Source organism: Reichenbachiella sp. (assembly GCF_039944555.1).
GTDB lineage: Bacteria > Bacteroidota > Bacteroidia > Cytophagales > Cyclobacteriaceae > Reichenbachiella.
Genome location: NZ_JBDUYN010000006.1, coordinates 46,675 through 68,118, shown reverse-complemented (window position 1 = coordinate 68,118; position 21,444 = coordinate 46,675). Strand labels below are relative to the sequence as shown.

Annotated in this window: 19 protein-coding genes; 15 read left to right on the top strand and 4 right to left on the bottom strand. The window is 39.5% G+C overall.

Going from position 1 to position 21,444, the window contains the following annotated elements:
* The first annotated feature begins 203 nt into the window (after positions 1–203).
* From ABJD64_RS05175 to ABJD64_RS05155, 5 genes are read left to right on the top strand one after another with little or no spacing between them, the layout of a single operon-like run.
* Positions 204–1,058 carry a methylated-DNA--[protein]-cysteine S-methyltransferase gene (locus tag ABJD64_RS05175; RefSeq protein WP_348179554.1) on the top strand — a complete coding sequence of 285 codons (855 nt, stop codon included), beginning with the start codon at positions 204–206 and terminating at the stop codon, positions 1,056–1,058.
* Position 1,059: 1 nt separating this feature from the next.
* Positions 1,060–1,770, top strand: coding sequence for a 2OG-Fe(II) oxygenase (locus ABJD64_RS05170; RefSeq protein ID WP_348179553.1), 711 nt, complete (start codon positions 1,060–1,062; stop codon positions 1,768–1,770).
* A 2-nt stretch (positions 1,771–1,772) separates the two neighbouring features.
* Entirely contained in the window at positions 1,773–2,021 is a 249-nt protein-coding gene (locus ABJD64_RS05165) for an Ada metal-binding domain-containing protein (protein WP_348179552.1), read from the top strand.
* Positions 2,008–2,610 (top strand): alpha-ketoglutarate-dependent dioxygenase AlkB, encoded by a 603-nt coding sequence (locus ABJD64_RS05160; RefSeq protein ID WP_348179551.1) that lies wholly within the window; start codon positions 2,008–2,010, stop codon positions 2,608–2,610. Before ABJD64_RS05165 ends, ABJD64_RS05160 begins: the two co-directional genes overlap by 14 nt.
* 53 nt (positions 2,611–2,663) lie before the next feature.
* Complete coding sequence (locus tag ABJD64_RS05155; protein WP_348179550.1) at positions 2,664–3,137, top strand: N-acetyltransferase; 474 nt, start codon at positions 2,664–2,666, stop codon at positions 3,135–3,137.
* On the opposite strand, the gene ABJD64_RS05150 is transcribed toward ABJD64_RS05155, so the two are convergent.
* Complete coding sequence (locus ABJD64_RS05150; protein ID WP_348179549.1) at positions 3,134–3,946, bottom strand: M48 family metallopeptidase; 813 nt, start codon at positions 3,944–3,946, stop codon at positions 3,134–3,136. The genes ABJD64_RS05155 and ABJD64_RS05150 overlap by 4 nt on opposite strands.
* A gap of 91 nt (positions 3,947–4,037) precedes the next feature.
* Between ABJD64_RS05150 and ABJD64_RS05145 the strand changes: the two genes are divergently transcribed.
* From ABJD64_RS05145 to ABJD64_RS05135, 3 genes are all read left to right on the top strand, one after another.
* On the top strand, positions 4,038–4,646 hold the full coding sequence (locus ABJD64_RS05145) for a fumarylacetoacetate hydrolase family protein (protein WP_348179548.1): 609 nt from the start codon (positions 4,038–4,040) through the stop codon (positions 4,644–4,646).
* A complete protein-coding gene (locus ABJD64_RS05140; protein ID WP_348179547.1) occupies positions 4,633–6,519 on the top strand; it encodes a M23 family metallopeptidase in 1,887 nt (628 codons plus the stop codon). The genes ABJD64_RS05145 and ABJD64_RS05140 overlap by 14 nt, the downstream gene beginning before the upstream one ends.
* Positions 6,520–6,705: 186 nt before the next feature.
* Entirely contained in the window at positions 6,706–7,875 is a 1,170-nt protein-coding gene (locus tag ABJD64_RS05135; protein WP_348179546.1) for an aspartyl protease family protein, read from the top strand.
* Here the strand turns inward: ABJD64_RS05135 and ABJD64_RS05130 are convergent, their stop codons facing one another.
* The 3 genes from ABJD64_RS05130 to ABJD64_RS05120 form a co-directional block, all read right to left on the bottom strand.
* Positions 7,876–9,069: an aspartate aminotransferase family protein gene (locus tag ABJD64_RS05130; protein WP_348179545.1), complete on the bottom strand. Its 1,194-nt coding sequence runs from the start codon at positions 9,067–9,069 to the stop codon at positions 7,876–7,878.
* 65 nt (positions 9,070–9,134) lie between these two features.
* Positions 9,135–10,094, bottom strand: a complete 960-nt coding sequence (locus ABJD64_RS05125) for a transketolase C-terminal domain-containing protein (protein ID WP_348179544.1) — start codon at positions 10,092–10,094, stop codon at positions 9,135–9,137.
* 13 nt (positions 10,095–10,107) lie between these two features.
* The gene (locus tag ABJD64_RS05120; protein WP_348179543.1) at positions 10,108–10,959 is read right to left on the bottom strand and encodes a transketolase; all 852 of its coding nucleotides are present in this window, start codon (positions 10,957–10,959) and stop codon (positions 10,108–10,110) included.
* 198 nt (positions 10,960–11,157) lie between these two features.
* Here ABJD64_RS05120 and ABJD64_RS05115 point away from each other — a divergent pair, with 198 nt between their 5' ends.
* The 7 genes from ABJD64_RS05115 to ABJD64_RS05085 all read left to right on the top strand — a co-directional run bounded on the left by ABJD64_RS05115 (position 11,158) and on the right by ABJD64_RS05085 (position 21,382).
* On the top strand, positions 11,158–13,200 hold the full coding sequence (locus tag ABJD64_RS05115; RefSeq protein WP_348179542.1) for a carboxy terminal-processing peptidase: 2,043 nt from the start codon (positions 11,158–11,160) through the stop codon (positions 13,198–13,200).
* A gap of 18 nt (positions 13,201–13,218) precedes the next feature.
* A complete protein-coding gene (locus ABJD64_RS05110) occupies positions 13,219–14,022 on the top strand; it encodes an alpha/beta fold hydrolase (RefSeq protein WP_348179541.1) in 804 nt (267 codons plus the stop codon).
* A 31-nt stretch (positions 14,023–14,053) separates the two neighbouring features.
* Positions 14,054–14,503, top strand: coding sequence for a DUF302 domain-containing protein (locus tag ABJD64_RS05105; protein WP_348179540.1), 450 nt, complete (start codon positions 14,054–14,056; stop codon positions 14,501–14,503).
* A 667-nt stretch (positions 14,504–15,170) separates the two neighbouring features.
* The gene (locus ABJD64_RS05100; protein ID WP_348179539.1) at positions 15,171–15,560 is read left to right on the top strand and encodes a DoxX family protein; all 390 of its coding nucleotides are present in this window, start codon (positions 15,171–15,173) and stop codon (positions 15,558–15,560) included.
* Positions 15,561–15,646: 86 nt separating this feature from the next.
* Entirely contained in the window at positions 15,647–16,669 is a 1,023-nt protein-coding gene (gene holA / locus ABJD64_RS05095) for a DNA polymerase III subunit delta (protein WP_348179538.1), read from the top strand.
* Positions 16,670–16,748: 79 nt separating this feature from the next.
* The gene (locus ABJD64_RS05090; protein WP_348179537.1) at positions 16,749–19,721 is read left to right on the top strand and encodes a tetratricopeptide repeat protein; all 2,973 of its coding nucleotides are present in this window, start codon (positions 16,749–16,751) and stop codon (positions 19,719–19,721) included.
* A gap of 8 nt (positions 19,722–19,729) precedes the next feature.
* Positions 19,730–21,382: a hypothetical protein gene (locus tag ABJD64_RS05085; protein ID WP_348179536.1), complete on the top strand. Its 1,653-nt coding sequence runs from the start codon at positions 19,730–19,732 to the stop codon at positions 21,380–21,382.
* Positions 21,383–21,444 lie beyond the last annotated feature (62 nt).

Genomic DNA, 21,444 nt, shown 5'->3' with positions numbered 1-21,444 from the left:
ACCGGAGGGTGTGGCTTTCTTTTTACATACTTATGGAAAATATATTTTACCAATAATTGAACGCTAGAAAGTCCGTCTGTTTTGTAATTTGCACATGGTGAGTATCAGTCTTATAAATATAAGAATTGAAGTCCGCAAGATTCGGGTTTTGTCATTTAGACCCTGAGGCTACTTTTGTTTCATACAAATAAGCACTTGAAACCATGAACGAACAACAACAAATCAACTATACAAGGGTAGCAGAGGCAATTAGTTATATTCAGGATAACTTTAAAAATCAGCCAGGACTTGATGAAGTAGCAGAGCAGGTGCACCTGAGTCCTTTTCATTTTCAGCGCCTTTTTACTGATTGGGCCGGAGTGAGCCCTAAAAAATTCTTACAATATATCAGCGTCAAGTACGCGAAGCATGTTCTGAAAAATGAACAGGCAACTCTTTTTGATGTGGCCTACGAAACAGGTCTTTCCGGTACGGGAAGACTGCATGACCTCTTTGTGAACATTGAAGGGATGACGCCAGGAGAATATAAGAATGGGGGAGAAAATCTCATAATAAATTACAGCTATACATGGTCTAAATTTGGAGGATTGCTGATGGCTACTACCACCAAGGGCATATGCTATATGGGATTTGTAGATGATAAATCCAAAACGTTTACCGAACTAAAGAATCGATTCCCAAATGCTAAATTTTGCGAAAAGCTTGATGGATTTCAGGAAGATGCGATAAAAATATACAATGGAGACTGGGATAAGATCGACCAGGTCAAGTTGCATCTGAAAGGAACCGATTTTCAACTAAAAGTATGGGAAGCTTTGCTCAAAATCCCAAGAGGACAGCTTTCAACGTACGGAAATATTGCAGACGAAATCAAAAGCCCTGGTGCCTCAAGAGCAGTTGGTACCGCTATAGGGAGTAATCCAGTAGCTTTTCTAATACCTTGTCATCGAGTGATTCAATCCAGTGGGATCATCGGAGGATACAGATGGGGAGCGACACGTAAGACTGCAATCATAGGTTGGGAAGCGGCACAACAGGAGCTGGCACAGGCAGTCTGAAATGAATATTCAAAAGACTATAGAAACCATAGACTGGAAGTCTGTGGCTTCATCTCTGAATGAAAAAGGATTTGCTCTTGTTCCTCAAATTCTTTCAGCAAATCAGTGCAAGCTTCTGATTGAAAATTATGATAGAGTAGATGGGTATCGAAAAACTGTCTTAATGGAGCGTCATCGATTTGGATTAGGGGAGTACAAGTACTACGATTATCCACTACCCGGGTTGGTTCGGGAATTAAGAGAATCCATCTATCCTTATCTAGTGCCAATTGCCAATCTTTGGATGAAAGTGCTTAAAATTGATAGGCAATTTCCGGACAATCATGGTGAGCTTATCAATCAATGTCACACAAAGGATCAGATACACCCGACAGCCTTGATCCTAAAATATGGGAAAGGCGGATTCAATACATTGCATCAAGATTTGTATGGAGAAGTATACTTTCCCTTACAGGCCGCCCTGTTTCTGAACGATTCGACAAAAGAATACGATGGTGGCGAATTCGTTTTGGCCGAACAAATTCCCAGGGCACAATCTAAGGTTGTGGTATTAAGACCCAATCGGGGAGATCTGATGATTTTTACGACGAATTTTAGACCCATTAAAGGAAGTAAGGGTTATTACCGAGCCAATGTACGTCATGGAGTTAGTGAAGTGTTGGCAGGAGAGCGACATACACTCGGTATTATTTTTCATGATGCGATTAAATAGTAATGATACTGTATCACAAAGGAGTAAGTGACCAGGCTCTTTTCGTTTTTTTAAAAAACAAAAGGATAAAATGGGTCGGAAATCAGAATTTAAAGATCTACGGGAAACTTAACTGCAAGACCGGAAAGCGTATGAAAAGAGAAAATCGCATCTTTTTCACCACTGAAATTGAGGCAACAGAACTGGGCTATCGGCCTTGTGGGCACTGTATGAGAGTAGGTTATAAACGATGGAAAAATGGACTTGTTTAACTCAACACCTGGAGCTAATCTCCTACCTTACGATGGAGAGGTTCAATATTTCGGAAAAATCATGGATATCGAAAAGGCACAATACTATTTGAATAATTTGTTGCAAACCATTCAATGGAAGAATGACGAAGCCATCATCTTTGGCAAGCATATCATTACCAAACGCAAAGCAGCCTGGTATGGAAATGATAGTTATGCGTATACCTATTCCAATACTACAAAGCGAACGCTACCCTGGACGCAAGAGTTGGCGGAGTTAAAAAGTTTAGTAGAGCATCTTACTCATACTTCATTCAACTCATGCCTACTCAATCTCTACCACAGTGGAGAGGAAGGTATGGCCTGGCATAGCGATGATGAGAAATCCTTGGGCAAAAACACTACAATTGCATCACTGAGTCTGGGCGCAGAACGTAAATTCTTATTAAAACATAAAGAGACCAAGGAGCCTATGTCCGTAGTACTAGAACGGGGTAGTCTGTTAGTAATGAAGGGAGCTACTCAAACTCATTGGCTCCATTGCCTACCGAAATCCAAGAAGGTACAGTCTCCAAGAGTGAATCTGACCTTTCGTACCATAGTAATTTGACGGCTATTTATAATGCCTTCAATGCTAATTGAAAATATGCTATTTTGTGGTGAATGAATAAAGGCTCTATTTTAAAACTAAATCATACCCATCCCGACGTTGCCAAACATTTGTGGATAGTTTTTCAACAATCTTATCAGGTTGAAGCAGACCTCATTGGTGCGAAGGAGTTTCCACCACTCAAAAGGATGGTGTCCGATTTGCAGTCGAGTTCGACAGTGTTTTATGGTTATATGAAAAATGAACTGCTGGCAGGGGTAGTAGAATTAAATCATATAAAGGATCAGTTGGAAATTTGCAGTTTGGTTGTAAGTCCTGACTTTTTTCGTCAGGGTATTGCCAGCCAGTTAATGGACTTTGCCTTGAAAACCTTCAACCACGAATTGTGTGTTGTAGAAACGGCAGCAGCAAATGTTCCAGCTATTAAACTTTACGAAAAACTGGGGTTTATAAGATCGAAGTGTTGGATAACACCTGCCCAAATTGAAAAATTGAAACTAATAAGGGACCTTAGAGTTAGCCCTTAGTTTCTTTTATACTTATTGTAATATTCTCGTGCCTTAGGCAATTGAGCATTTAGGTCAGAGATTCTAGTCTCATGCGATGGGTGGGTGGATTGCCATTCTGGCGGTGCTTGTCCTCCTGATCCTGCTGACATACGTTCCCAAAACTTTGGAGCAGCTTCGGGATTGTATCCTGCAATAGCCATGAATATTAATCCAATTTTATCAGCTTCAGACTCATGTGTCCTTGAAAATTTGAGCATACCCAATTGGGTTCCGGCTCCAATCGACTGCATGAGTAGTTCTTGCGTACCTGTTGGATTAGACCCCATTGCTACCTGCAAAGAACCGAGTCCAAGCTGGGCCATCATACCCTGGCTCATTCTCTCGCGACCATGACTTGCCACAGCATGTGCTACCTCATGCCCCATGACTACAGCCACCCCCGTTTCATCTTTACATATCGGCATAATGCCAGTGTAAAAGGCTACCTTGCCTCCGGGCATGCACCAGGCATTCACGGTACTGTCATTATCAATCAGGTTAAATTCCCAATTAAATCCTCTAAGCGCATCGCTGAACCCTTGCTCGGCTGCATAGAGCTCTACTGCTTTCTGAATACGGGAACCTACTCTCTTGATCATAGCAGTCTGCTCTTTGTCATCAGAGAGTTTGGCTTCTTTAATTACCTGCTCATACTGCGTAAAACTCATCGGAATAATTTCATCATTACTCACTGTACTGAGCTGCTTTCTGCCAGTAACAGGGACGGTGGCGCATTGAACCATCAAAAAACCGGCAAGTATTAATGAAAGGAAATTAAAATATTTCATGGGGCTCTCTAATTATCTTTTACAATATTTTATCTTCACGATTGTAAAGACAAATCTAATCAGTTTTTAATCATATGAGGGATTCGAGAAAATGAAAATACTGGCCATTGGAAGAAATTATGCAAAGCATATCGAAGAGCTAAATAACGAACGCCCTGATGAACCGGTGGTCTTCGGGAAGCCTGAAACAGCCATATTGAAAAATAATGCGCCCTTCTATTATCCGGATTTCTCTAACGACATTCACCACGAAGTTGAAATCCTTATAAAAATTTGCAAAGTCGGAAAAAATATCGATGAAAGATTTGCTTATAAATATTATGATGAAATCGGGATTGGAGTGGATTTCACGGCTCGTGATTTACAGAGTAAGGCTAAATCCAAAGGCCTTCCTTGGGATCTGGCTAAGGGATTTAATGGATCTGCACCCATTTCTGAATTTGTACCTAAGTCCAATTTCGACCTTTCAAATCTAAATTTTAGTTTGAAAAAAGATGGTCGGGATGTACAGGTAGGGAATACTTCAATGATGCTATTTAGTTTCGATTATATCATATCATATGTCTCCAAATTTTTTATGCTAAAGAAAGGAGATATTATTTTCTCAGGAACACCTGAAGGAGTCGGTCCTGTTCAAATGGGCAATCGGCTAGAAGCATTTATTGAAGATAAAAAAATGCTTGATTTTGAAGTTAAATAAAGTCCTCTTTCTTCTATCATTCGTTATAGCCTTTGATTGCTGGAGTCAATTAGCGCCTAAGCGCGGAGATTTCATGTTTCCGGTTCGTCCAAAACAGGAGAATTACCTGGCAGGTACAATGAGTGAACTTAGGTCTTCACATTTTCACTCTGGGCTTGATATCAAAACAAGTGGAATAACTGGTTTGCCGGTATATGCAGCAGCCGATGGCTATATCCAACGTGTCAGAGTATCATTGAACGGCTATGGAAACGCATTGTATTTGGTGCACCCACAAAACGGTTCAGTTACAGTTTACGCACATCTTAAATCATTTCATAAGGACATTTCCGAATACGTGAGAGCCAATCAATATAAGGAAGAGTCTTTTCAGGTTGATTTGTACCCTGACAAAAATAAATTCGTCTTCGAAAAAGGAGAGATTATAGCACTTTCTGGTAATTCTGGCTCATCATCTGGACCTCATCTCCATTTTGAAGTTAGAAACCTGAAGCATAGGGCGTTAGATCCTCTCGATTACGGTTTTGAAGAAATTGTGGACAAGCAACCACCAATTTTGGCTCAGATAGCTTTTGTCACAATGGACCAAAATGCAAGAGTAAATGGAATGTACGGTCGAGTAGAATTCGATGTAGAAACCGACGAATTTGGAAATGCTACCATTCCAGAAGGGATCTCTCTTTTTGGGAATATCGGTGTCGAAATTTATGCCTACGACAAGTTTGATGGAGCAAGAAACCGAAACGGAATTAGACATCAAACGATGTTGTTTGATGGTAAACCAGTATTTGAACAGAAAATTGACCAGCTAAATTTCAGCACACAAAGAAACATTCTGGTACATACCAATTACAAGCGATCAAAAGAGGGGGGGAGGCGATTCAATAAACTATATGTTGATGAAGGCAATAGCCTTAATTTTTATGAGACTAATTCGCTATCCGGCTTACTAAGAATATATGATCCAATGGAACATGAAATTGAAATACGCCTTGAAGATGCCTATGGCAATATTAATCAGGTTAATATTAAGATTAATGAAAATGGATTCAATCGAAGTCGAGACTTAAAGCATACTTATCAACTAGATGCAGATGGGTATGATATTATGGGACACTTTTTAGAAGTACAAAGTGAGGAAGGTTATTGCTCGGCGGATTTTTACTTGAATGGCAAGAAGGAGTCCGTGCACATGGCTTACTATACAAGTAGTACTCATCACTATTTGTGGGATCTTAGAAATGGGTTGCCCGATTCCGCTCAGATCTGTGATCAATTCTATCGTTTCAATTTGGTAGCAAGTATTCCACCAGGTCAAAAAACAAAATGGCAGGGTGATGGCTTATCCGTAAGCTTTCCAAAGCGAGCCTTGTTTGATTCTGTCTATTTACAATATAAAAAGTATGTAAATGATGATGGATTAGAAATTTTCGAGCTCGACAATTCAACTACAGCTTTAAGGCAATTTGCCACGATGCACATCAGGCCCGAAGGAGTATATGATTTAATAAAGTCTGGGGTTTACGCTATTAGTAGTAAAGGTAGGTTGTCATTTGCGGGTGGTGAATGGGAAGGTGAAGAACTGGTATTTAAAACAAGAGATTTGGTGTCATATACTATTGCCACAGATTCCATACCTCCCACTATTGTACAAAGAAAATTTCGTAGTGGTCGCCTTGAATTTAAAGTTGCAGACGAAATGTCCGGCATTCAGTCCATACGTGCCACGTTAGATGGGGCCTGGTTGTTGATGAATTTCGATGCCAAAAGCGGACGCCTCTGGAGCGATGAAAAGACTGAAATATCTGGCCAATTTTCACTCGCCATTAAAGACAATGCCAGCAATATTACCCGATTTGAAACCGTCTATTAATTTTTTTGGCACAATCTCTGATAAAGATCATTAATTAAATGACAGGCGTGTTTTGATATTCGGGTAATTGAGATTAATTTCATGCTCTTATGACAAATCAGAGATAAACGACTGTCGATTGTATTGATACATATGAATTTCACAGAACAAAAATTTCGATTTGATCACCTCTAAAACTATTAAATAATGAAAAGAACTATAGGAATAGCAATTGCAGCCGTGTTATATGCTGGTGCAGCATTGGCACAAAAGCCAGTGGCAAGTTTTCCTTTTGAACAATTTGGCTCCCATTCGTTCATTAAGGTTAAAATTAACAATTCAGAAGAGTTGGATTTTATTTTTGATACTGGCGATGGTTTGACGGTGCTGAACATTAACAGAGCAAAACAACTTGGAATGGCCTCGGGTGCAGATGCTACAACCACTAGCGCGGAAGGAACGATCAGTGGAAAACTGGTTAAGCACAATGAGATATCCGTAGGAGGTGCGCCGATCCATAATGTAAAGGTATATGAAACATCACTGAATCACCTTGAAATAAGTATTGGCAGAGATATAGATGGGATTATCGGATACGACATTCTAAAGAATTATGTGGTGTCCATGAATTACGATAAGAAGAAAATAGAACTGTATGATCCTTCTGGATACAGTTACAATGGGAATGGTAAAGTAATGAGCATCAATTTGACTTCTTTCATCCCGCATATTCCTGGACAGGTTACTTTGAGTAATGGAGAACAAGTAAAGGGAGAGTTTTTTGTAGACACAGGGGCAAAAGCAACTGTCGATTTTAATACCCCATTTGTCGAGTCCAATCAATTGGCCTCTAAGATAGGCGATAGCTATATCTATTTGGTGGCCGGACTAGGAGCCACTGAATATGAACATCACAGAGGTAAAGTGAAATCATTTGCTTTTGAAGGGTTCTCTTTTAGTGATATGCCTGTAGGATTGAGTCATGCTAAACATGGTATTCAAAATCATAAGAAAATCTCCGGCATTATTGGTAGTGGGGTATTGAGCAGGTTCAATATCGTTTACAACTACCGCGAGAAAAAGATGTACTGGGAAGCAGCCAAGTCTTACAACGATGAATTTCCGATAAATGCGTCTGGTATTGAATTACAATTGAGTAAAGACAAATCGCAGGTGCTTGTACATAAGGTATTTGAGAACAGCCCTGCCGCTGAAGCTGGTATCGCTGTAGATACCGAAATAGAAATGGTAAACGAAAAAATGGCCACAGAACTGGGCTTGGCGAAGCTAAGAGAAATATTCTCACAGGATGGCGAAACAGTCACTTTAACCATTGGAGGTGAGAAAACGAGTATGAAATTAAAAACTATGCTCTGATTAATTGGCTGTCAACACAATATCAATGGCCTGCAATATCTTATTGCAGGCCATTTTTATTTCCTCTGCAGTAATTGTAAGGGGTGGAGCAATTCGCATAGAATTATCGCAAAACAAGAACCAATCTGATATAATGCCATCCTTGAGTAGTTGATGTATGATTTTATCCAAAAGTTCAAAGGATTCGAACTCAACTGCCATCATTAAACCCTTGCTTCTTACCTCCCTAATTTGTTCATGCTTTAAAAGAGACAAAAAGAGTTGCTCTTTTTCAGCCACCATTTCAATGAGGCCATGACCTTGAAGTACATTTAACGTAGCAAGCGAGGCAGCAGCACTCACTGGATGACCTCCGAACGTGGTAATGTGTCCCAGAATTGGTTCGTGGGTTAAGTCGTGCATGATCTTTTGCGATGAAATGAACGCCCCAATGGGCATACCTCCACCCATTCCTTTTGCGCACAATAATATATCAGGAATTATGTCATAATGTTCAAATGCCCAAAATTTACCTGTGCGACCAAATCCACATTGGATCTCATCTAATATTAAAAGAGCACCGACTTCCTCGCAACGAGATTTGAGTGCACGGAAGTATGCCAAATCTGCCTGTCGAACACCCGCTTCTCCTTGAATGGTTTCGATGATAATAGCAGCTGTTTGCAAATCAATTTGAGAAAGATCATCAATGGACCCAAATCGAATTCGGTACGTATCGGGTAGGAGAGGGCGAAAAGGATGCTTCAAGTCTTCGCTACCTGCCACAGAAAGAGCTCCAGCTGTTGATCCATGGTAAGCGTTTTCACATGAAATGATCTTACTCCTTTTCGTATGTCTTTTAGCCAGTTTTAATGCACCTTCAGTGGCTTCGCTACCAGAGTTGACAAGAAATACGTTGTCTAGAGGGGGCGGAATAGTGTTCGAGAGTGCATGTGCCAGTTGAACCTGTGGAGAAGAAACAAACTCTCCATATACCATTAAATGCAGATGTTTGTCTATCTGATTTTTAATGGCTTCGATTACCTCAGGGTGCCTGTGGCCTATATTACTTACCCCAATACCTGATATGAGATCTAAATAAGCTTTGTTGTCCCCATCATACATGTAAATACCCTCTGCTCTTTCTATCTCAAGTAGTAAGGGGAATTTGGACGTTTGTCCTAAATGCTTTAGGAAGAGTTGTCTGTTGTTCATAAATAAAAAAGCTGCCTAAATTTAATATAATTCAGGCAGCTCAGTGATTTTGTTAGAATGCCTGTTTAGGCGTTTTTCCTTGCGATTGCTTTCTTTGCTGACTCAACTATGTTCTCTACGCTTAATCCATATTTAGCAAGTAATTCTACAGGTTTACCGCTTTCGCCAAAAGAATCATCTACACCAATAATTTCTAAAGGCTTAGGACTGTTTCTTGTCAATAGCGAAGCAATACTTTCTCCCAATCCACCAGCTATCTGGTGCTCTTCTGCTGATACGGCACAACCTGTTTTATCAACGGATTTGAGTATTGCCTCAGCATCCAGAGGTTTGATGGTATGTATGTTGATAATTTCTGCAGATATACCCTGCTCAGCAAGTATAGCTTCAGCTTCAATAGCCAGCCACACCATGTGACCAGTTGCGAAGATTGATACATCAGTTCCTTCAACGAAGTTTATGGCCTTGCCGATTTCGAACTTTTGATTTGGGTCTGTAAAAATCGGCCAAGCCGGTCTACCAAATCTCAAATATGCAGGTCCTACATGATCAACAAGTGCCAGAGTAGCAGCTTTGGTCTGGTTATAGTCACACGGGTTGATCACCGTCATGTTAGGCAACATCTTCATCATGCCTATATCTTCCAGTACCTGGTGTGTGGCACCGTCCTCTCCTAGAGTAAGGCCAGCGTGAGAAGCACATATTTTTACGTTCTTTTCAGAATAAGCAATGGACTGTCTGATTTGATCGTAAACCCTGCTGGTAGAGAAGTTAGCAAAAGTACCTGTGAAAGGAATTTTTCCTCCAATAGTCATTCCCGCAGCAATACCCATCATGTTAGCTTCAGCAATACCTACTTGCACAAATCTTTCAGGAAATTCTTTGATAAAGTCTCCCATTTTCAAAGAACCAATCAAATCTGCACAAAGAGCAACTACGTCAGAGTTATTTTTACCAGCTTCTAAAAGCCCTGCTCCAAATCCTGATCTGGTGTCTTTTTTTTCTGTGTATGTATATTTAGTCATTGTCAGTCAAGATTTAGTAATCGCCTAAAGTTTCTTCCAGTTGAGCCAACGCCTTTTGCAGATCGTCGTCATTTGGTGCGATGCCGTGCCATTTATGAGTACCCTCCATAAAGTCAACACCAGCACCCATTTCGGTTTTCATTAGGATCAGAATAGGTTTTTCCTTTTTAGAAAGTGACTTAGCTAATTTTATATTGGAAAGAATGTCCTCCATTTCATTACCATTGGCCTCTATAACTGTCCAGCCAAAGGCCTCCCATTTGGCTTTGAGGTCTCCCAAATCGTTAACCTTAGATGTGGGGCCGTCAATTTGTTGGCCGTTATAGTCTACGGCTGCAATTAAATTATCTACTTTGTTACTGGCCGCAAACATGGCAGCCTCCCAAACCTGGCCCTCTTGCAATTCACCATCACCCATAAGGGTATATACAGTAGATGAGTCATTGTTGATTTTTTTAGTCAAAGCTGCACCAATTGCCGCCGACAAACCCTGTCCCAAGGATCCTGATGCAATTCTGATTCCCGGCAATCCTTCCTCTGTCGCAGGATGACCTTGAAGGCGTGTATTCAGTTTTCTAAAAGTTGCCAATTCTTTGGTATCAAAATAACCACTTCTTGCGAGCACACTGTACCACACTGGAGAGATGTGACCATTAGACAAAAAGAAAAGATCTTCATTTTTGGCATCAGAATTGAAACTCTTGTCATGTTTCATGATGTGAAAGTACAGTGCGACCAAAAAGTCAGTGCACCCTAAAGAACCTCCCGGATGACCGGATTGAGCGCCATGGACCATGCGGACAATGTCACGTCGGACTTGGCTTGCGATTGATTTTAGTTTTTCTATATCTGGATATTGATCCATGGTAAAGACAATTTTTGTCGCGAAGATATAATAGAATGGAATGACATACTAGGCGATTTTAAAAGATATCTTTTAGATTATAAAGAACCGTGCTACCGTAGAAATAAAATGAGAACAAAATACACCCTAGATTAACTTTATATCGTTGATATAATCCATATTTACCAGTTCTACTGGGGACGAAAAATGAATTTATATATGAATTTGAAGGAATTGAAAAAAATATTGATTGTTGGTTTGTTAAATGTGTTCGCATTTTCATCACAGGCCATAGCCCAAAAAGATTCTGTTGCTATTTTGCAACCGGCGCAAAAGCATGTCATGGAAATTGGGCTAACCATGGATATACTTAGCCGGTACCATTATTTAAAAATTGGAATGAACGATTCATTGTCATCGGTCATATTTGATAATTTCCTAACCTCCCTGGACGACAATAAGACCTATTTCACAAAAAATGATGTTGATTATTTCTCGAAATATGAATTCCAGCTTGATGATGATCTTAAAGAGCGCAATGTTGATGTGGCCTTTCAGATTTTTAGAATGTTTCGAGAGCGGGCAAATACAAGGATAGGGTATATCCAAAAGTTGATTGATGAAGGATTTGACTTTACCCGAGAGGAGTCCTTAGATCTATCAGATGAGGAATTACCATGGGCCACCAGCGAAGCCCAAATCAATGAAAGGTGGCGAAAAATTATCAAAAGTCAGGCCCTGAGTTTGAAATTGTCAGGAAAAGACGATCCGGGAATCAAAGAAACCTTGACCAAAAGGTACAAACGATATCAAAAAGGCATCAATCAATATAATTCAGATGATGTCTTCCAGTTTTTCATGAATGCAGTGGCATCGTCCTATGACCCGCACACCAATTATTTTTCTCCTATTTCATCTGAGAACTTCAACATCAACATGAATCTGTCTTTGGAAGGGATAGGTGCACGTCTGACTCAAAGCATGGATTATACGGTGATAAATGAAGTGATTGCAGGTGGGCCAGCTTACAAGAGTAAACAATTGCATAAGGACGATAAAATCATTGGGGTTGCCCAGGGCGATGAGGATTACGTGGATGTGATTGGGTGGAGACTTCAAGATGTTGTTCAACTAATCAGAGGTCCGAAAGGAAGCACGGTAAGGCTTCAATACCTTAAAAATGGAGATGAGGGTATGGTGAATGAGGTTGTACTCATTCGCGAAAAAATAAACCTTGAAGATGAGTCTGCAAAGGCCGAAATGATACCCATATCAAAAGGTAATGAAGTGTATAACTTAGGAGTCATTACAATTCCCGGTTTCTACATGAATTTTGAAGATGCAAGAAATGGAGTACCTGATTATAGAAGTGTTTCGCGTGATGTAAAAAAACTTGTTGAAGAATTGCAGGAACAAAATGTTGATGGAATAATGATTGACTTAAGGTATAATGGTGGAGGAGCGCTTCCGGAGGCAATCAACTTAACGGGTCTCTTTATTGACCAGGGGCCTGTAGTTCAAGTAAAGCATAGTAATGGTGAGATTGACGTCCAAAAGAATAAAAATTCTGGGGTCGTATATGATGGACCTTTGGCTGTATTGGTCAATAGATTTTCCGCATCGGCCTCGGAGATTTTTAGTGCCGCTATTCAAGATTATAACCGTGGAATCATCATAGGAGAAACAACTTTCGGTAAAGGCACCGTGCAGCAAATGGCAGGCTTTAACAGGTATTACCCTAATTATCCTGAAAAGATGGGAAATTTGAAGTTTACACTTTCAAAATACTATAGGGTATCCGGTAGTAGCACTCAAAATATTGGCGTAACTCCGGACATAGAGTTTCCTTCGGCTTTTGATGCGGCAGAGTTCGGAGAGAGCTCAAGACCCAATTCATTGAAATGGGATCAGATTATTTCTTCGTATTACCAACCAACAAATACCATTTCACAGGAAATTATTGAGAACCTTGAATCTCTTTACAAGGAAGATCTCAAGACCGACGTGGATCTGAAAAATCTCGTAGATGATATTGAGAAAATGAGACAGAATCAGAAGCGTAATGAGCTGTCTCTGAATCTGGATGAAAGAAAGGCTGAGCAAGAAAAAAATGAGGAAGAAAATGATTTACAGAAGAAGCTTTCTGAATCAGCAGGTAAAATCTATCAGGAATACTCAACGTCTGAAGAAGATCAGAAAAAACTCCGGGAAGACCCGTATTTGAAAGAAGGACTGAGATTATTGGCCGAACTTGTAAAGTAGTTCTAATAATCCTGAAAGATGAGTACGACTTCAGTTTGGATTGGTGTGGCGGTTTTGATGAGTTTGCTGCTATTATATAACTTATTTTTCATCTTGTTTTATGAAAAGCTTCTTTTCCAGGGAGATGCACTTGAAGCGGATTATTCCTTTGATTTCAAATTTCAATTCGAAGAGTTAATGTTAAAACCCGAGTCAGAGGTGACCCTGCATGGACTGCTCTTGAAAAGTGACTCATCTAAGGGATTGATTCTTTATTTTCATGGTAACAGGGGTAATTTAAGCCGCTGGGGGTTGATTGCTGATGACCTGCGCCAATATGATTACGACGTACTCATAATGGATTATAGGGGATATGGGAAGAGCACCGGCCTGCGGAGTGAATCAAATCTCTATGAAGATGCTCAATTTGTTTACGACTACGCCGCTCAGGAGCTCTCTTACGATAACATTGTAATTCATGGACGGTCTTTGGGGACAGCAGTAGCTACACATTTAGCTACTCAAAGACCGGTTACCCATTTGATTCTAGAGACACCTATGACGCGAATTCGTGAGGTCATTCCAACGTTAGAACTTCTATTAGTATACAAACCTTGGCTTCAATATGAATTCAATTCAATCGATAGAATTGATGAAATTGAGTGCCCAATCACCATCTTGCACGGTACCGATGATTCTGTGGTTCCCTATAAAATGGGACGATCGCTATATAAGGATATCAAACACCCTAACAAAAAAATAATTAAGATAAATCGTGGTAAGCACAATAATTTGGATACTTTTGAGATTTATCAGCAAGCTATAGGACAAATTTTGAAGTAAATGATTTGATACCTCCTGGGTGTTTGCAGTGATGAGAAATTTTTTATTATTCCTATTTGGCTGTTTGTTTTTTTGCGCAACAATAAATGCACAAGATGTTACAGTTTATAATAGTCCGCATAATCTCGATAACACAATTTCCAAACTCTATTTTAGTATTGATAAAAATGGATTCGCCTATTTAAATACAACTGAGTACAAGACTAGTTCACGTGGGGTTGATGGTACTTATAAGGGCAGAATTCAGGTAATTAGCTTTGAAACAGAAGACGTAGCAAAATTGGCTGCTTGCGAGCCAACAGCCATGCTTGACATGCCATTCAAAATATTAGTATGGCAGGATGGTGATGACACTTTCATAGCTTTTACAAATGCAATTCATTTGAACCGCAGGTATATGATTAGGGGATGTGATGAATTAATCCACAACATCAATAAGTCTCTCATACGCATTGTCAACGATGCCGTTCGTACTAATTAAACCCTGAAGTAAAGCAGTTCATATCATTTTCGAAGCAATTCATTGCGCTCACAATTTTTTTTAGAAAAACAGGAGGAATTAACCTTAGGTAGTGCATTCTTAATGAAACACTCTAAATGAAACATAACTCATTACTGTTTAAAAATTTATTTTCAAGTTTATCAGATAGTAATGTTGACGATTTTGGGAATTATTCTACTACAATAATTAGACGTCCCAGGAATCAATAAGATAGCTGACAGGTAGAGAGTGTACTGTTCCGATTATTGCAACTTCATCAAACCGAGGAATCAGTATTGGCTGGAAGACAGACGGTCTTCCAGCCCACTCTCTCATCTTCTCCTGTTAATAGAATTCATTCCTATCAATCAAGTGTAATAGCAATTGCATATTTTGCTAGATCTTTATTTTTCTACCTTCTCCGAACTAAAAAGTGTTGATTTTTTGTTAACCAATAAATAAAACTAGGTTGATGTGAAACGACAAGAAATTAATAATCATGCCTTTTTGCGACTGTAATTAGATATGTCTAAAGAGCTTTTTTGCTGATTTAAAAATGAATTGTCAAGGGTGTGCATCAACAAATGAAACCGACATGTGTGGTACTCTACTCACTGAGATACGATCATGGAAGCTGGTTTCTAATAATCAACACAAAAATAAACAGATGAAAAGAAATACAATAGCATGGATTTTTCAGGTCTTGATGGGAGTACTTTATATAATAGCTAGCTCTGGAAAAATTACTTCTCAACCTGAAGTGATAGCAAGTTTTAATGATTGGGGCTATCCATATGGGTTTTACTTGATTATAGGAGGACTTGAGTTACTTGGTGGTGTTTTGCTGTTCTATCCCAAAACAGCAGGCTATGCATCTGTTATTTTGATTGCCGTCATGATTGGAGCTGCGCTTACCCATATTGTTCACAATGAAGGTTTTGTCGTATTGAAACCTGTGGCCTATATGATTGGTTTGATCGTAGTGTTTTACATTCGGTTCATTCAGGATATGCAAAACGATGATGCCGGACATTTTCCGCTTAATGATGCTGGTTGATTTTATGTAAACTGTTCTTGAAATTTCCCCAGATTCTCTGATTAATTTCATTTATTTGCCAAGTTAGAAAATAATCAATTTCAAGCGTGGCTGTTACCTATCAGGACATACTTACTAATCTTAAGAACAATCAATACGCTCCCTTCTATTTTTTGCAGGGCGAGGAGTCCTTTTTTATTGATGAGGTAGTTAAGCATATAGAAAATCATGCACTAGAGGAGAGCCTTCGCAGTTTCAATCAGGTAGTCATGTACGGTAAGGATGCCGATATTCCGACTGTACTAAATCATGCCAAGGGCTTTCCTATGATGGCGGAGCGGAAGGTAGTGATTATTAAGGAGGCTCAGGAAATTGCGGGTTTTGGTAAAGAGGAAAATGAAAAAATGCTCCTTAATTACCTGGAGAACCCACAACCATCTACAGTTCTTGTATTTTGTTATAAATACAAGACGCTGGATAAGCGGAAGAAACTGGGTAAAAGTATTGATCAGAAGGCAGTCCTAATGACTGCTACCAAATTTTATGACAATCAAATTCCTGCGTGGGTAGAATCGTTTGTCCAATCGAGAAATAGAACGATTGATCAAAAGGCCTTACAACTGATCGTAGAAAACATTGGCAATAATCTGACACGGATCGCCAATGAGGTCGATAAAATGCTGATCAATATTGGTGATGAATCCAAAATTACGGCTGAACTTGTTTATAAGAATATCGGAATAAGTAAGGAATACAACGTATTTGAATTACAGAAGGCCCTTTCATTTAAAAATGTTCTGAAGGCAAACGAAATTATTGCCTATTTCAAATCAGATCCAAGATCCAATCCGATCATTCCGATTATCGCTAATCTGTTTTCATTTTTTAATAAATTATTGCTCGTCCACCACTCGAAAGATAAGTCGGACAAGCATTTGGCATCTTTATTGGGAGTTCATCCTTTTTTTGTAAAGGAATATATGATGGCCGCTAAAAATTACCCGCTGGGTAAAGTGGTTGCCAATGTGCGGCATATTAAAATTGCGGATATGAAATCAAAGGGTATCGATTACCCAAGTCAGTCGGAAGGTGAGATTCTGAAAGAACTAATATTTAACCTGATACACTGATTTTGAGGACAATATTTAATAGTATGTACAATTCTACGTTATAGTTTAACCTGTTCCCTAAAGAATAAAATTATCTACTTTGAATTCCCAAACACCTTTTAGTATTTCTATCAGCCTTATTCTGGCATTTGCAATGGCCCTGACTTCGGTTTTTCCGCTTCAAGCACAGCAAATTCTAGACATAAGAGTGCGTTATGACCAGGCTAAGGAGCTTTATGAACGGGAGGCCTATCAGGCGGCAAGGGCTGCATTTGCCATGACGCTTAAAGCACCCTATTTGGCTGAGTCCAAATACTTTCTGGCATCCAGTGCAATTCGAGCTGGTCATGAGGATGGTGAAAAACTAATGCACGATTTTGTTGAAAATTACCCCAAGCACTTGTATGCCCAGCGAGCCTATTTGGATATTGCTAGTTTTTACTTTAGCAAGGGAGACTACAAAAGTGCACTGAAAAACTATAGTAAATCAAAGGTTTATTTGACTCTCGAATTGCTTTTTCAGAAAGGGTACTGCGAATTTCATGAGAAAAAGTATGATGAGGCACTAATTACATTTGAAAAGTTAGAAGGCAGTTTTTCTTCCTATGAGAATGATGCAGCTTATTTCAAAGGTTTTGTTTTTCATCTTAGAGAAGATTACGAAAAGTCTTATTCATTTCTCTCAGAAGCTTTTGAATCTGAGGAATATGGAATTCCGGCGATGGAATTATACGTAAGTACACTTTATCGAAATGGTAAATACCAAGAATTGATTAAGCTGGTAGATAGTGAATTGACTCCGGTAGACAACGGTGCGGTACTTAATTTTCTTGCCGATTCGCAATATGAACTAGAAAAATATAATTCTGCTTCTAAAAATTATAAAGCGCTCTTTAAGTCTTTTGGAGCGCATAGAAATGTAAGAAACTACTTTCGTGCAGGGTATAGCTATCTCAAAATTGAGAACACAGATGACGCAACTGAATATTTGAAAAAATCTGCGGTTGCCGACGATAGTGTTGGGGCCTACGCGTCTTATTACTTGGGTATGATCTATTCGGAAAACAAAAACTTACCTTTTGCCATCACATCTTTTGAAAATACTGCCAAGTATCCCACCGTACTTAGAGAAGATGCTCTTTACCACCAGGCCAGATGCATGATGGAATTGCCAGATTATCAAGGAGCAATTGAAGTGTTGAACATTTACAAGTCAGAATACGAAACTGGAAGATTTGTCGAGCCGGTCAATGAAATGCTCGGAGCAGCGTACGCCCAAACGAATGACTATGATCTGTCCATTCAATATATCGAAGACCTCGATCGTCTTACTCCGCAGTTGAAGAGAACCTACCAAAGAGTATCCTTTTTGAAAGGTGTGACACTTTTTAATGATAAGAAATTTGAATTGGCCGCCGAGCTATTTCAAAAGTCATTGATCCACGATGAGGATGCGGAGATAGAGCAGCAGACTTATTATTGGATGGGTGAAACCTTGTCACTTCTGGGACAGTTGGATGAGGCCTTGTTCTATTACCAAAATGTGAATCATTCACCGAATTCTGAAGTCTATCAGAAAGCCATTTACGGCAGAGCCTATTGCTATTTTAATTTGAAGGATTATGAAAGTGCAGTTCAATCTTTTAAGCAGTTTGAATCTGAATATACAAATGATTTAAACCAAAATTATCTGGCAGATGCTTTATTAAGAATGGGGGATTGTCATTTTGCACTCAAGCAATATCAAGCAGGAATTGATTTTTACATGAAGGCTGAAAATAAGGGAAACAAGGACAAAGGCCACATCTATTATCAAATTGGTTTACTCAGCAGGTATATGGACAAAGATGTTCAGGCCAAACAGTATTTTAATAAATTGATCAAAGAAATACCAGAATCCTCCAAGGCAGATCATGCTTATTTCCAGATGGCTCAAATAGACTTTGAGAAGGGAAATGCGGGTCAAGCGATTAAAACCTATCATGCTTTTTTGATGAAATATCCAACTAGCAGTCTGGTACCTTTTGCCTTGTTGAATCAGGCTGTGGCTTATGATAACGAAGGCAGATTTGAGTTAAGCATTTCAAATTATAAGCAAATATTAGATCGTTTTCCGCGGCATCAAACTGCCAATAGTGCTTTGCTTGGACTGCAAGATAAAAATGCTAACGGACGATTTGATGAATTTGATCAATACCTGCTAAAGTATAAGCAAGCCAATCCGAATAGCGAAGCCCTGGAAAACATAGAATTTGAGACCGCAAGGACCAACTATTATAATCAGAAGTACGATCAAACAATTGACGGCCTCGAACACTTTATTAAGACTTATCCAAAAAGCTCGTTGATACCTGAGGCACGATATTTAATAGGAGAAGCCTATTTCAGAAGAGAGCAGTTTGATATGTCGCTGGCTAACTTCCAACAGTTGATAGGCCTTACAGATTTTGCTAAGTATCCTAAGGTACTCTATAGACTAGCTTCCATTCAAAGTGAATTAGGAAACTTACCTCAAAGCAATAATTACTACTATCAGCTCGGTAAAGCCTCCAGATCCTCCAGAAATGTGATCAACATGCACAGCGGACTTATGGAAAATCATTTTACCGCAACGGTGTACGATTCTGCTATTTATTATGGCAATAGGTTATTGGATAACCCTCGAGTAGATGTACTGGTTGGGGCTCAGGCCAATTTGATCATCGGCAAGTCTGAATACGCGCTGAACAATCACGAAAAGGCATTGCAGAACTTTCTGCCTTTGGTTGGTAATTCACCGGATGAGAATGGCGCTGAAGCCTACTATTATATCAGTAAAATCTATTACGATCAGGCTAAGTATGATCGGGCCTTGGAAAGTTTGTTTGTGCTTACCAACAATTTCAAAAATTATGAAAATTGGCTTGGGGAAGCTTATTTGCTGATGGCGGATATTTACATCGAAACGAACGAGTTGTTCCAGGCGAAGGCTACGCTCAATTCATTGATCGAGCACTCTTTTTTAAATGATGTAAAAGACAAGGCTGCATCCAAGCTGGAAGAGATCGAAGATGCAATGGACTCAAACGAATAAGGAGAAAAATGAAGCATAACACTAAAATTGTCTGGGTGATTGGCACCATTTTATTTCTTAGTCAGACGGCTTGGTCCCAAGTAGATGATCAACAGGATGGAGAGGTGCAGGATGCCGAAATTGTGATTGAAAAAGAACGTAAAATCAAACTCAACAACGAACGTAAGTTGTATGAGTTTATCAAATGGAAACCGGAGAGAACCAGTGTGATATCCCCACCAAGCGAGTTCAAATGGTATATCTATGATGTAGCGAATGAACCCGTTGATTTCGAGCCTGCGCAGGCTTCAGTATCAGAAAATCTGAGGACCTATCGACATTATGGTAAGGCTGGCTTAGGTAACTACGCTTCTCCATTGCTTGATGTCAGTCTGACGGGTGCCAGCGTTGTTGATCATATGATAGGCTTGAATGTGAAGCACAGGTCTTTTGGAACCGGCGAGGTGGATGGTGAAAATAGTGGGGCTGCTGTCACCGAATTAAACATTTTTGGCGGCCTGATTCGTGAGCAATTCAGATTAGAATCAGGCTTGAATTATAGATTAGAAAAAAACTACTATTATGGCTATCCGGAAGGAACTGTTGTAGGTAACAATGATATTAAGCATCGGGCTAATTTTTTAAATTTGAACCTTGGCATTGTTGATAATTTTGACGACGACGATTGGGCCTATCGAGCCGACTTTAACTTTAGGAATTACTCGGATAATTTCAATGCCAAGGAGAACACAATCAAAGGAGAATTTGATCTGGGCTATTCTGAAATATTGTATTTGAATACTGAGGTTGTACTGTCCAAATATCAGGATGTTGGGATTGATGAATCACGGTCGTATTTTAGATTGAACCCTTACTACAGGTTGCTCATTGAAGGCCTGATACTCGATTTGGGAATCTCCGTAAGTCTTCAAAATGATGATTTTCCGGACCTTGGATCAAGTCGGTTTTTTCCTTATGCAAAAGCAAGCTATCCTTTACTTGATGGATACACCGTGTTCGCTGAGCTAGATGGCGGGTATACGTTCAATTCGCTTTATGAATTTGCAGGAGAGGTTGGAGTGTTGAATCAATCGACAACTCTGGCAAATTCTGAGCAGCTGTTCGACTTTTCCGGAGGGATTTCGGGTAATCCGACAGAACGATTGAGTCTAACAGCAAAAGTGAGTTTTCAATCCGTTCGATATTTGCCGGTTATGGTAAATAATGTATTGGATCAGTCAAGAATCGATTTGATTTATGATGTTGAAAACTCTAAAATTTTCGCCTTTATAGGTAAGGCGTTGTACGAAATTAATGCTTCGCATGAGCTATCAATGGGCGTCAATTTGTTTAGCTACTCATCCAAAGGATATGATCAGATTTATCACCGTCCAACTTCTGAGATTCTGATTTCGGGGAGTCATGAGGTATTGCCGAGACTCCAGGCGAAATGGAATTTTACTTTTATGGGTGGCCTGGTTGCCAGAGGAATACAGGTCACCGATCCAGATGTCAATCTTGAGGCAATTTCGAAGCTGGATTTGGAGCTGCACTATCAACTAAAAGAACAATGGGGTATATTTTTATCCGGTGAAAATATGATGAACCAGAATTACTCGAGATACCTGTATTACCCACAACGCGGAATTCAGATAAGGGGAGGTGCCACATTCAGGTTTTGATTTTAAGTTATTCTCTTGACTTTTTCTCTTTTTTTGCGTTTATTGTCTTATCAGCTAAAAGG